This is a genomic window from Lactobacillus kalixensis DSM 16043 (assembly GCF_001434335.1).
In the GTDB taxonomy this organism is placed as follows: Bacteria; Bacillota; Bacilli; order Lactobacillales; family Lactobacillaceae; genus Lactobacillus; species Lactobacillus kalixensis.
Window position 1 is genome coordinate 28,314 of the sequence record NZ_AZFM01000017.1, and the last position, 11,447, is coordinate 39,760.

The 11,447-nt window shown below is 36.0% G+C and carries 15 protein-coding genes and 4 tRNA genes; all 19 read right to left on the minus strand.

The genetic code is table 11. The features are described from left to right. Positions 1 to 11: 11 nt before the first annotated feature. The 19 genes from FC46_RS10285 to FC46_RS06135 all read right to left on the minus strand — a co-directional run bounded on the left by FC46_RS10285 (position 12) and on the right by FC46_RS06135 (position 11,267). Positions 12 to 1,103, minus strand: coding sequence for a phage major capsid protein (locus FC46_RS10285; protein WP_057798836.1), 1,092 nt, complete (start codon positions 1,101 to 1,103; stop codon positions 12 to 14). A gap of 3 nt (positions 1,104 to 1,106) precedes the next feature. Beyond that, positions 1,107 to 1,697 carry a phage scaffolding protein gene (locus FC46_RS06055; protein WP_083478022.1) on the minus strand — a complete coding sequence of 197 codons (591 nt, stop codon included), beginning with the start codon at positions 1,695 to 1,697 and terminating at the stop codon, positions 1,107 to 1,109. A 92-nt stretch (positions 1,698 to 1,789) separates the two neighbouring features. Then, positions 1,790 to 2,035: a hypothetical protein gene (locus tag FC46_RS06060; RefSeq protein WP_057798837.1), complete on the minus strand. Its 246-nt coding sequence runs from the start codon at positions 2,033 to 2,035 to the stop codon at positions 1,790 to 1,792. An 82-nt stretch (positions 2,036 to 2,117) separates the two neighbouring features. Continuing rightward, the gene (locus FC46_RS06065) at positions 2,118 to 2,309 is read right to left on the minus strand and encodes a hypothetical protein (protein ID WP_057798838.1); all 192 of its coding nucleotides are present in this window, start codon (positions 2,307 to 2,309) and stop codon (positions 2,118 to 2,120) included. Continuing rightward, entirely contained in the window at positions 2,291 to 3,985 is a 1,695-nt protein-coding gene (locus FC46_RS06070) for a minor capsid protein (RefSeq protein WP_057798840.1), read from the minus strand. Before FC46_RS06070 ends, FC46_RS06065 begins: the two co-directional genes overlap by 19 nt. Then, a complete protein-coding gene (locus FC46_RS06075) occupies positions 3,978 to 5,396 on the minus strand; it encodes a phage portal protein (RefSeq protein WP_057798841.1) in 1,419 nt (472 codons plus the stop codon). The genes FC46_RS06070 and FC46_RS06075 overlap by 8 nt, the downstream gene beginning before the upstream one ends. Then, positions 5,387 to 6,616, minus strand: a complete 1,230-nt coding sequence (locus FC46_RS06080) for a PBSX family phage terminase large subunit (RefSeq protein WP_057798843.1) — start codon at positions 6,614 to 6,616, stop codon at positions 5,387 to 5,389. The genes FC46_RS06075 and FC46_RS06080 overlap by 10 nt, the downstream gene beginning before the upstream one ends. After that, positions 6,603 to 7,127: a terminase small subunit gene (locus tag FC46_RS06085; RefSeq protein ID WP_057798844.1), complete on the minus strand. Its 525-nt coding sequence runs from the start codon at positions 7,125 to 7,127 to the stop codon at positions 6,603 to 6,605. The genes FC46_RS06080 and FC46_RS06085 overlap by 14 nt, the downstream gene beginning before the upstream one ends. Before the next feature lie 117 nt (positions 7,128 to 7,244). After that, on the minus strand, positions 7,245 to 7,637 hold the full coding sequence (locus FC46_RS06090; RefSeq protein ID WP_057798845.1) for a type II toxin-antitoxin system HicB family antitoxin: 393 nt from the start codon (positions 7,635 to 7,637) through the stop codon (positions 7,245 to 7,247). Between the two features lie 31 nt (positions 7,638 to 7,668). Then, positions 7,669 to 7,869, minus strand: a complete 201-nt coding sequence (locus FC46_RS06095) for a type II toxin-antitoxin system HicA family toxin (RefSeq protein ID WP_057798847.1) — start codon at positions 7,867 to 7,869, stop codon at positions 7,669 to 7,671. A 102-nt stretch (positions 7,870 to 7,971) separates the two neighbouring features. Then, complete coding sequence (locus FC46_RS10030; protein ID WP_083478023.1) at positions 7,972 to 8,490, minus strand: super-infection exclusion protein B; 519 nt, start codon at positions 8,488 to 8,490, stop codon at positions 7,972 to 7,974. A gap of 109 nt (positions 8,491 to 8,599) precedes the next feature. Beyond that, positions 8,600 to 8,670: transfer RNA gene (locus FC46_RS06100), tRNA-Trp, on the minus strand. A gap of 126 nt (positions 8,671 to 8,796) precedes the next feature. Beyond that, positions 8,797 to 8,867 (minus strand) — tRNA-Glu (locus FC46_RS06105). 116 nt (positions 8,868 to 8,983) lie between these two features. Continuing rightward, positions 8,984 to 9,056: transfer RNA gene (locus FC46_RS06110), tRNA-Phe, on the minus strand. 65 nt (positions 9,057 to 9,121) lie between these two features. Next, positions 9,122 to 9,199, minus strand: a tRNA-OTHER gene (locus FC46_RS06115). Between the two features lie 458 nt (positions 9,200 to 9,657). Then, positions 9,658 to 9,864 (minus strand): hypothetical protein, encoded by a 207-nt coding sequence (locus FC46_RS06120; RefSeq protein ID WP_057798849.1) that lies wholly within the window; start codon positions 9,862 to 9,864, stop codon positions 9,658 to 9,660. Positions 9,865 to 9,868: 4 nt separating this feature from the next. Continuing rightward, entirely contained in the window at positions 9,869 to 10,336 is a 468-nt protein-coding gene (locus tag FC46_RS06125) for a RusA family crossover junction endodeoxyribonuclease (RefSeq protein WP_236702298.1), read from the minus strand. After that, entirely contained in the window at positions 10,299 to 10,763 is a 465-nt protein-coding gene (locus tag FC46_RS06130; RefSeq protein ID WP_157046791.1) for an ArpU family phage packaging/lysis transcriptional regulator, read from the minus strand. Before FC46_RS06130 ends, FC46_RS06125 begins: the two co-directional genes overlap by 38 nt. 24 nt (positions 10,764 to 10,787) lie before the next feature. Further along, positions 10,788 to 11,267 carry a hypothetical protein gene (locus tag FC46_RS06135; protein WP_057798853.1) on the minus strand — a complete coding sequence of 160 codons (480 nt, stop codon included), beginning with the start codon at positions 11,265 to 11,267 and terminating at the stop codon, positions 10,788 to 10,790. Between the last annotated feature and the right edge of the window lie 180 nt (positions 11,268 to 11,447).

The following is an 11,447-nucleotide window of genomic DNA, read 5'->3' on the forward strand; positions in this document are numbered from 1 at the left end:
CACTCCTTAAATTACTTCACTAAAGCTAATAATTCATCTTTCTTAGTCTTACCAGTGTAATCAATGTGGTTAGCATCTAAGTAAGCCTTAATTTCTTCAACGGTGCTTTTAGCGTCTGGTTTTGTGGAAGGCGTGGTTTCATTTACAGATTCAACCTTAATAGTTTCATCCTTAGAATCAGTTTTAGTTTCAGATTCAGGTAAGATAATTTCATTACCTAAAGTTGCAACCAACACTTTTGATGGGTTTTGAACGTAAGGAGCAGCAATTTGAGTACCGTAGAGTGTATTAATTTGCTTACCCTTATCACGATCAGCTTCAATCAAAGTATCACGCTTAACTAACCACTTGAATGCACGGCCTGAGTTAAGTGTTTCAAGTTCCTTGTCGGTTAAGTTGCCGTTCTTCATCTTTTCTTGAAGTTCCTTTGAGCGTGCAATATCTGCATCACTTGAGAAAACTACGATAATCTTGTCATCAGCCATCTTCTTAGTTGCATAAATTGAAGTACCTAATACAAGTGGACTAGCTCCATTGATTGCTAATTGTGCACCAACATCTGAACCCTTGGTATATTCACGCACTGCCTTGTTTAACTTCAACTTTGTTTTTGGTGACACGATCAAAGTGTAAGCAGGGTTGTTTACATCAGTGTCAAAAAATGATTGCATTGCATCCACACCGTCAACATCTGGGGTAACAGTCATAGTATTCTTAACTTTTAACGCTGCTTCCATAAGTTTCGAATCTGCACCTTGAGCGATAACTTCACCAATTTGACGGGTTGCTTGTTCAACCACATTGCCCAAAGCAGTGATATCAGCTTCATCGGTAAAACTTACACCCTTACCAAACTTAGAAACTGTTGCTTTAGTGTAGCCTTGACCAAGCTTTTCAACTGGAATTTGTTCGCCTTCCGCAACTTCTTCCGCTGCCCCAATGTGTCCCCATGTTGGAACTGTCAAAGTGTCGCCCGGATTACCTACTAAAGTACGGTCAATATCTGCTAAAGGCATAAATACCATTGCGTTTTGAGTGGTATTTTGAACCATTGGTGCAAGTACTTCAGGGTCAAATAAATCTTCTCTCTTTGTAATTGCCATCTATTATTCTCCTAACATTTTGTAATAAGCATCTGGATCCGATTGTTTAAGCTCAATTCGTTCAGTTAATGACATTTTGTTTAAGGATTTAGTTTCTTTCGGAGTTTCGCCACTAGCTGGGGTGTACTCTGATTTTTCCCCTTCATCAAATAAATATGGATCTGATTTCTTAAGAGACTTAATTTGACTATCTAAACCAATTAACTTACCTGATTCATCAAATTTAATTTCATCGTTGTTGAGAAGCGCCTTAATAGCCTTGGTATTTCTAGCTTTATTGCTGGATAATACTTGATCTACTGCACTATTTAACTTAACTTGTGCAATTTGATCATTAAGTTCCTTGGTATCAGTCTTGTACTTATCTTGCCATTCTTGAACTTGCTTAGATAAATCATCATTGTCTTTGACTTGATCTTGAAGTTCCTTAAGATCTTTATCACGATTTTTAATTTGATCTTTAAAGGCGGTGTTTTCCTCGGTTAGTTGTTCATTTTCCGTTTTAAATTTTTGAATATCCTTGCCATTAAGATCCATAACATTATCAATGACTTCATCATCTAAGCCAAGCTTTTTCAATTGATCTCTTTTCATAATTTCTCCTATCCTTTCACACGTTTTATACGAGTTCGCCTCTCACAAGGCATAAAAAAAGAGCAGTTTTATGACTTACTCAGGTCAAACAGTTATTTTTCGATGTTTATTTTGATTTTGTCACCACTAGAAAGCTTGAAATCTTCTCCGACTTCATCAGCTCCAATGGGTAAATTAAACTCAATTCCAAAATCAATTCTAAAATTACCGTTGTCTAATTTAGTTCTCGAAAGACTTGTGTTTTCAATCAGTTCAGCTTCTTTAATATCTGGATAAATACTATCAAAAGCATTAATAATTTGTTCGTTTGTTATTGTTTCTGAAAATAGATTGTGCATGTTATTACCTCCGTGCATAGAAAAAGCGAACCCTTGATATATAAGGACTCGCTTGTTTTTGTGATTTACTTTGAAAATAAGATTAACCTACTAGTGGTTCGGGAATATCAATTTCACCTCTCGCATACCGTTCTGAAACATCGCGCAATAAGTCCATATAATAATCCCATTCTTCTTTAGTAAATGTTTTTTCAAATTCAGTTAATCCCACTGCATCAGTGCCAGGGATTTTGATTTGTTCTTCAACATAAGCTTTTATTTCATTTTTTCGCATTCCAATCCCCAACCTTTCAATTTTTCAATGGTTTTATTTACTATTTGATCTTCACTGTAATTATATCGGCTTTCTCGCAAACTAGCAATTGTTTTGTCTATCAATCCTCTATAAATAGGCTTCTTAGCCACATATTTATAAACTTCACCGTCGTGAGCAATAATTATACCAAATTTATAGCCCCTTCGGCTTGCCGTTGCATAATCACTGCCACTAGGACCAATATTAGTAGGATGGTTATGAATACCAACTAATTCACCCGGTTCAAAATCATTGTGAATATGTTTTAAGGCGTCATTAGATAACGACACTTGCAATAGTTCATTCTTTTTACTTAAGGTTCTGTTTACTAAATTACCCTTAGTATCAAAAATATAACTATCTTCATGATCAGTACCATTTCTATTAATTAACATTGCTTTCGCATATTTATAAATCTGGGCATTCAATTTTGGATTATCTGAAATCTTAGAGAATTTATTTTTATATTCTTCAGACTTAATATAATCAAGATTTACAACGTTTGTTCCATTGTGATAAGCACCAGACAACATTAAATGTTTTCTGCCCTTTAACCTACCACGTTCGATATCTCTTTCACTAATAGCTTTTACATTAAGCTTAGCTTCAATGAACTTTCTTTTGTTCAAAGGTTTAACATCGTAAGCTTTAGCCCATTCGCTATAGTTCATATTCCGTGTCCATTTGCCTTTGCTGGTAATTGGGTCACGATACCAACGACTTTTTACGTCTGGTAAGTCTTTCATGTAAGGTGTGGTTGTGCATCTACAATATGGATGAATCAAAGGATAATTAATACCTTCTTTTTCATCTTTGACATAAAAAATACGCTCATCTAAATGAGCGCAAACTTCACATGTATGACTTTCAAGAGTTGCTAAATATTGATATTGGTCAATATTAGAATCTTTATAAAACTCAAGCGTTGCTTGTTCTGCAGCGTGCCCCATTTCGGTAACTGCTAAACGATGTAAATTCTTATCTTCAATGCCCCTAAATCGATCTCTAAGCATCTTTTCAACTCTTTGGTGGGAATATCCCATCAAGACAGATCTAGCGATTACATCAGTTAACACGTCCGGCATAACTTTAGTGTAATTATTCCAGATACGCTTACTGAAATCACTTCCTTGCCAAGGTTGATAGACAATATCTTTTAGTTGTTGTTCATCAAAGTGAGCGAAATCAACATCAAGACCACCTACCACAAGATATTTATGATATTCCTGCAGCTCATAAGTACCTTTGTACTGTTCAGCTAAAGCTAAAGCCATACGTTGTTCTTCAATTTCAGCGTACTTGCTAGCTAAATCAGCTAATTGAGCATGTAATTTCTGCAATCTATTGATGCGGGTCTTAAAGTAAGCACTGTCTAACTCTTTTTCAAAACCACCTGCTATTGCTTTAGCGCGGAACTCTTTAAGAGTCATATCAAACTTGCTAGTATCAATCTTGCTTAATATTTCAGCAGCATTTTTCTTAGAAATCTCATTAGTTTCAGCATAACGGGTAATAAAATAGTCGGCTTCTTTCAAGATCTCATTTTCAAGATCTTTAAGCCGACTTCTCATAGCTATTTCATATTCGCCTTCAGCGTCTAACTGTTTCTGTTTAGCATATAGCGACCTCTTACGCCAATACTTAGCGCTATTCATCGCTATTGTCCTTTAGTGTATCTGGATCTTCAAAACGCTCCTCAGAACTGTAATCATCAGCATCTTGACGATCCTGTTTTTGGTATTCAAGTTCTTGTTGCCAGTCATCAACAATTGGGTTAGCTTTAGCGACTGCTTCTTTACTTGAGTAGTTAGCAACTTGAGCAACCACTTGAGCTGCAGAAAGATCATCTTCTACCCTGGTTCTAGTCCATACTTGTGAGATAGTTCTTCCGTCCGGATCAGCTAAACCTAAGTAACCCATAATCGCTCTCACAAGCTCATTTACACCACGTCTAAAGTAAGCTTCAGTATTACTTGCCTTAAGCTCTAAATGACTATAAAGCATCTTAATTGCTACACCTGAAGCGTTAGAACTTTGGAAGTTAGCAGGGTCAACACCTTGACCTTGTAAGAAAATGTTATTCTTAGTAATTTGAAGAACTTTATCCCTCGCTTCAACTGGTATTTCAATTTGTAAGGTATCAACACCAGATTGATCACCGTTACCAGCATTGTTGAATTTAATGGCTTTATCTCTTTTAAGACTGTTCATAAATTCGTCAAGCTTAGTTCCACCATAATTTTTGAGAACTAAAATGACTTCTTGAATATCGTCTAAATCATTTAAGAAGGAGCTATAAACATCATCATAAGCATCGATCAAGCCTTTAGTCTTATGCAATTCAGACAGCTTAAGTTGATTTTTTTGGAACCCGATAAATGGAACTCTACCAAAATCGTGAGTAATTCTGTCACTTGTGCCAGTAGAATAGCCACCTGTTACGTCATAAATTTGCACTACTGGATAAGGCTCTAATTCTAAAGGCGTATTAGATACCTGCTTGAAAAATTGTGCTTCTTTGTCGTTCCAAAATTCGTGAACAATGAAATAACTACCTGTATCTTCATCAAGCTTCTTATATGATCTTAAAATACCTAAAAGCTTATTATCCAATTCCGTTGAGTAAATTGGTGTAATTTGATCAGGTGGCACAATACCAAACCTAAAGTTTTTGTCTTTATCAATCCAGTAATGCAACCAGCCTTGTCCAGCGTTACTTGTATCAACTACCAAGTGATTAAGTTTTAAAGCAAAGTCGTCACCTAAAACGTCTTGAATTGCTTGATTATCTTTGTCGTTACCCACGTCTATTTGTGGTGCAACGGCAGCAACATAACCGGCTTCTTGGTCTACTAATAATTGATAGAAATCTGAACTTATACGGTTATCTGCACGTCTTAAAGGTTCATCTTTACCATCTTTGTTCATCTTAGACTTACCTGCAGTCTTACGAGTGATATCATTTTGATTCATGTAGTATCTAGTAGCTTCAGCATACGAATTGATATTTCTTGTTCTTCTCGATGAAGTACTTTGAATAATTTTTTTGACGTATTCTAAGTCCAAGGTATGTAGCCTCCTTTCGCATTTCTTGAATAAATTGCATATCTTAAAGCGTCAAGCCTGTCGTTATGTCTCACTTCGTTTTCTTTTAATGGTTCACCAGTCTTTTCGTCCCAAGCGTATTGGTAAATTTCATCGAGCAAGCCAGACGAAGCAGATTCAGCAATAAAAAAACTACCTGTCCGCATCTTTTGAGCTACACACTCAATGCCAGGTAGTATATTTTTGTTTGCATTTATTGCATTAATTCCCGCTGCTTGAAATTCGTTAAGATTATCGGGGCGAGCACTATCGCAATAAAAAATAAGATTGCGTCCGTATTCATCTTGTAAATTCTTAGCGATATCAACCCAGTAAGAAATAAATTTATGTTTCTTAGTAAAATCTTTTAAAACATAAGTATTACCTTGATCATCGTCACCTAGTAAAAGGATTGGATTAGGGTGCTCAAAACCCCAGTCAACGCCACAGTAATAATGTAATTTATCAGGAATCTTATCATCATCAATAACCATAGTTTCTTGGTTGAAGTCTTGATAAACAATACCTTCACCAGTTACCCATAAACCACGGATTGCACGATCATAAAACATTCCTTGAGGTGTAGAGGCTTTGAGAGACTTAACATACTCTTGATCTAGAAATGTGTTTTCATCAATTGTGAAAGTAAACGAGATTATACCAGCCTCAGGATTTTTGTTGTCTATAAAATCAGTCTTAAGCCAGTGTGTTGGTATATCAGGGTTTGTATCACATATAATATGTGAGCCCTCCATAGAACAACGATTCTGGATTTCTTTAAATACTTCTTGATTAGCTAAAGTAGCTTCGTTTACGTAACCACCATATGAAGTAAACCCTCTCGCCCCTGCTAAACCAGCAATTGAGCCTGTATAAACAGGAACAATATCAACACCAAACAAATGATAGTGGTTGTGTTTATCGGGTCTTAAATCTATTCCGAATTGTCTAGATATTTCAGCAATAACGTTGTTATAAATCGAACCAGAACTTGCTCCAGCTAATATAAATTGCGGATGTTTGTCACCGCGTTTCTTCGCAAGTCTTGCAACACGGCGCAACTCATACATAAAAAGGTAATTATCGATATGAGTTTTACCAGAACGAACAGCACCGTTTAAAATCATGATCTTAAACGGTTTAGTTAAGTACGTATTTAAAACCTTAGCTTGCTTAGGTGTAAGTACATCATTTAGAGCCATGTTTTAAATCCTCCTTAGCTAAGTTATCCATCATCTTATCAAGTAGCTGCTCAATATCTTGCCCGTTATCTTCCATTGCCTTAGCTTTAGCTTCAGATATGCGAGCGTCTGCAGTGAGTTTCTTGAGCTTCTGTTTTTCCATTGGGTCATAAAGTGGGAATCTCTTCATAATTTCTTTAGAAACGCTCACTTTATCTTTAATAGATGGCTTTTTAGTAACTGTAATAACACTATCAGCCGTTGACATAGGCACTTCTTCTATTTCTTCACCTCTCAATACTCTGAAGTAGAACTCTAGCACTTCTTTAGCGTCACCAATCTTCTTAGATTCGATTCCTGCTAGTCTTTCTTCAATAGCCTTTTTTATGGCAGGTTTTAGCAGGTTTTCCTGTCCTGTTACTCTAGCGGTCTTTTCTGAATACCCCGCCTTAATCGCGGATTGAGTAGCATTGCCAGAGACAACGTACTCATTAACGAATTTTCTTTGTTTTGCCGTTAGGATGCTACTCACCACCTTTGATTAATTAATAACTCGACATAACTACAGCATTTGCAATTTCTCTCAATATAGTTCACGCAAACAAAAAAGCACTCAAATGAGTGCTGAAATATTAATCTATTATGTTTTCTATCCTTGCATTTCTCTTAAAGCATCTGCAGTGACTTTAGATACATTGATCTTGTTTTCTTTTGCCCAATCATTAAGTGCTTTGGGAATAGAAATATTTCTTCTTACTGTTTTTCCATATTGATTAAGCCACTTGGTCATATTCACTGTAACCCAAGTTACTTGTTCATTATCCTTCAGTTTCCAATCTTTAGGATTTTGAACTTCAGGATAAGTTTCTTCATCATCCAGCATTAATGCCATTGCATCTTCAGCATGCATTAAAGCTTCAGGAATAGTTTCACCATCAGTCACCATCCCTTGAATATTAGGTGAAGTTACAACAAAATAATGTCCTGATTCATCATTGTATTCACTAAGAATCGCAGGATAGGCTACAATATTTTGCTTCATAGTTTTTTAAGATATGCCAAAGCTAGGAGGCTTAACCCCCCGGCTTTTCCAACCCAGCTTCTTCAAGAATAGCTTTTTCGGTCATCTTCTTAAGTTCTTTATTATGCATTGGAACTTCAGTTTTTCTTCCAGTTGTTGGATTAAAAAATTTTCTATGACCGCCTTTTTTAGGTTGTTCAATAAAACCATTCTTTTTTAAAAAGCGAACCATTTTAGCGGGCTTCCATGGCATATCTTGCACCTCCTCTCAATTTATAAGTATATTATACACAATTATTTGTGTATTTCAAATAAAAGGAAGTTGATTTTAAAAAAACATTTGAAAAAAGCCAGCTTAGGCTGACTGATTCGATTTAAATTTTTCACTATTATTCTCTACTACTTCTAAAGCTGAAGAAGTCAATAAAAAATTAACCGTAGGATCATTTAATTCATGTCGTAATACTACGTTATTTGTCTGAGACAATTCAATTATTCCTTTTTTCATTAAATCTCTGACATCAGTGTCATTATATTTTAACCTTGCTTGATGTTGTGGAGAATCATATAAAGTACGAACAATTGAATATTTATTACCCGTTAAATTTAAAATGTATTCAGTATAAATTTGGCGTAATCTTTTCTCTTGAATTCTATTAAAAATAGTATTACTCAAATCTAAAATAATATAAACCCAAAATATTATACAAATTAAGAAGGCTGGAACAGCCAATATAGCAAAAATATTTTTACCACCGGGCAACTGCTCTATATAAGACCTACCTACCAGAAAAGCACTAAAACCTATAGCAATTCCTAGTCTTGTTTTCATGTCAGACTTCAAAGCCTCCCATGCTGTTTTAATCCATTCCAATATATTACCTCCATTCGTTTCAAAATTAATTATAAAAAAGCCTAGTAGTAATAACCAGACTTCATTGAAACGAATGGAATTTTTTAGTTTACTGTCGTTTCGGACAATACAGAAACAGAAGGAATCGAACCTACATCAACGGTTTTGGAGACCGCCGTTTTACCGTTAAACTATGTTTCTAAAAGTGATCGGGGTGGAATCAAACCACCCTCTTAGCTTGCCTTGATTATGTTAACGCTATGTAATGTCACTATACTACCGATCAAATAGCTATTAAGAATGTAGAGTGATTGATTTTCACTCTAATATCCCGTGCAAGAATTGAACTTGCGTTACAACCGTGAAAAGGTTGTGTCTTACCACTTGACCAACGGGACGTAATCGATAAGCGAACTCTTAACGCTTATCAAGAAATGTGTACTTGCCTTGCTCGCTTGATCCTTCATTCTTCTTTCAAGGAGGATAAAAGATTAATAAGGTCATAGCAAGGCTATGAACCGTGTTGGAATCGAACCAACGACGCGCACCGCTTCAAGGTGCCGCTCTACCAACTGAGCTAACGGTTCAGGATACCGGCAAATCAATTACCGGTTTTTATAATTATGAAACCAGCAGGAATTGACCTACCCTATGAGCCGTGAAGGAATCGAACCATTCACTTTCTATAGCGGTTTAAAGCTATAGAGCTTTACCATTAAGCTAACAGCTCAAAAACAAGGTAACGAAGACACAATATACAAAATTACATTTTTTACTTGATGCTTCTTTTCAAAAACGAATTTTAAACCACTACCTCGTCCGTTTATTCCACGATTAACCAACAGACAAAATGAAACAAGTTATAACACCATGTTAACGGGAATAAACTATCTACAAAAGTGGATTCGAACCACCGCACACACCACAACTCCGATAACAATAACAGTTAAAATTACAACAAAAGAGATATTTATTAAGTAAAGTGTGTTTTTGTAGAAATCCGCTCTCAAATACCCTTCAGTCAATAGTATTTCGCTGAACCGTAGCGCGGCTTTTGCCGGGTCATCGCAGATTATAACAGCCGGAGGAATCGAACCCCCGACTATCGAGGTCTAATTAATGAATTAAAACTAGATTGTCGTCCATATATAGCTCTTAACATTTTCGACTATATCAATATAGCATGTACTAGCGCCTGTTGACCGTCCGCTTTTCGCCTGCAAAACGCCCGCTAACCGCCTGGGTCACAACATTTTCTTTATAAAAGATCTTCACTGTATTTTCACCAGTCCGCTTAATTGCCATGACTTCACTGTACATATCAGATTTAAGAAAACTATGAACATCTTCCCTAATCTTATCCATGCTATCTGCTTGTAACAGCAATGTTTTCATTCTTTCACCCTAACTGTAAAACTTCTAACTCAATACGGGGTTCGTCTGAATATCTTTTCACTGCATGTAAGTCAGTAATTAGGTTGTCATCCTTCCAAATCGCTCCGTTACAGCCATCAAAGAAAGATTTAATATAATTGTCTAAATCACTTTTTACACTCGGTAGAACGCTTCCTCGTACCCTTCTAGCGTGTTCAATTTTGCTAATTGATTTTTGAACTGGTCTATAGAACACTACCCTTACTTCTAATGATCCATCAAAAGGGGCTAGTTTATGTTCTTGCATCATTTTTTGAGCCATTAAGTTAACATTCTCTTTGAATGCTTTAACCTCTTTGGTGTCGTATTCGTGTAAATACGGATATCTTGAAATACGTGGTCGTGCTTGACTAACCGGCTCTAAATTAAAAATAAATCTCACTATCACTTTTTCCTTACTTATATACTGACAAATCCGGTAAATTGGTGTCATTAATAGTAGCCCATTTGTGCAATCTGTCAGCAAACTCACAAAGAGCACGATTTTTCTTGTATCTGTATCTTGATCCTGATAAATGAAGTCTTGCTTCAACTTGACTATCACTTAAATCATCTAAGTATCTTAATTTAAGAATGCTCTTTGATCTAATGCCTTTATTTTCGTTTTCTTCACAATCCATAATGGTTTGATATACCGCTAAACATTTTGCTTGGTAGTCATAAAGCCTAAACATCTTATTTTCTGCACTATTACCACCGTGACTGCTTACACCTGTAGGGTCTAGTTGTGGACTACTAAGGTCAGTTCTATGCATCCCGGCACGATTTAAGTAATTCTGAAAATCATATTCCAGGAACTTCCTTACTTTCTTTGCAGTTTCAGCCTTATTTTGATCAGTGCCTTCAAATGTAAATTCCACAACCACAACGATCCCCCCATTGATCTAATCGTACACACCTAATAAGACACGTAGTTCTTCTAATTCTTTTGAACCTTCAGCGGCTGATATACCGCCGTATTTGTCATCAATTGCTTTTAGCAATTTAAAACGCTGTTCTGATTTCACTTTTCTTGTTTTAATCTGTTCAGCACTTAACTTCTTAAATGTTACTAACTCCGGCTTATAAGGCGTGTATTTCTTACCGTCCGGCCATGTATGCCGTGCATAAAATCTTACTAATAAAGCCCTAGTCATTTTTTCTTCACCATCAACAGTTGTAATAGCATAAACTTTTTGCGGTCTACTAATGTCATAAACAACCGGGATTTTATACTTTCTCAAAGCCTCACTTATAGTGCCGGCACGTCTATTTAGAAAACGGTCACCATCACTAAACTTAATAAAAATCTTCTTATCAGGGCTTAGCCCTTTTGGTGTTAGCTCTTGCAGTATGACTGTTGAGCCTTTTCTTTCTTGCTTCATGACTTACCTCCTAGCCCAAAAAGCAATTCAATGATTAATACTGCAAACAGTATATAAATCAATAACTTAAGTAATTCTTGTATCATGGGTCAATATGCTCCAGTCCCGCTTTTTTAATAATTGACTGAAACTTGAAAGCTAAGATTCATGCTCTTTTCGCATGTTTCCTGGCTTTTTCTT

Excerpts from the sequence above, each read along its gene's own strand:
- FC46_RS06135 (WP_057798853.1), bottom strand. The coding sequence starts at position 11,267 with ATGAAGCAAGAAAGAAAAGGCTCAACAGTCATACTGCAAGAGCTAACA.
- FC46_RS06065 (WP_057798838.1), bottom strand. The coding sequence starts at position 2,309 with ATGCGAAAAAATGAAATAAAAGCTTATGTTGAAGAACAAATCAAAATC.
- FC46_RS06090 (WP_057798845.1), bottom strand. The coding sequence starts at position 7,637 with ATGAAGCAAAATATTGTAGCCTATCCTGCGATTCTTAGTGAATACAAT.
- FC46_RS06125 (WP_236702298.1), bottom strand. The coding sequence starts at position 10,336 with ATGACACCAATTTACCGGATTTGTCAGTATATAAGTAAGGAAAAAGTG.
- FC46_RS06060 (WP_057798837.1), bottom strand. The coding sequence starts at position 2,035 with ATGCACAATCTATTTTCAGAAACAATAACAAACGAACAAATTATTAAT.
- FC46_RS06070 (WP_057798840.1), bottom strand. The coding sequence starts at position 3,985 with ATGAATAGCGCTAAGTATTGGCGTAAGAGGTCGCTATATGCTAAACAG.
- FC46_RS06120 (WP_057798849.1), bottom strand. The coding sequence starts at position 9,864 with ATGAAAACATTGCTGTTACAAGCAGATAGCATGGATAAGATTAGGGAA.
- FC46_RS06095 (WP_057798847.1), bottom strand. The coding sequence starts at position 7,869 with ATGCCATGGAAGCCCGCTAAAATGGTTCGCTTTTTAAAAAAGAATGGT.
- FC46_RS06080 (WP_057798843.1), bottom strand. The coding sequence starts at position 6,616 with ATGGCTCTAAATGATGTACTTACACCTAAGCAAGCTAAGGTTTTAAAT.
- FC46_RS06055 (WP_083478022.1), bottom strand. The coding sequence starts at position 1,697 with ATGAAAAGAGATCAATTGAAAAAGCTTGGCTTAGATGATGAAGTCATT.
- FC46_RS10285 (WP_057798836.1), bottom strand. The coding sequence starts at position 1,103 with ATGGCAATTACAAAGAGAGAAGATTTATTTGACCCTGAAGTACTTGCA.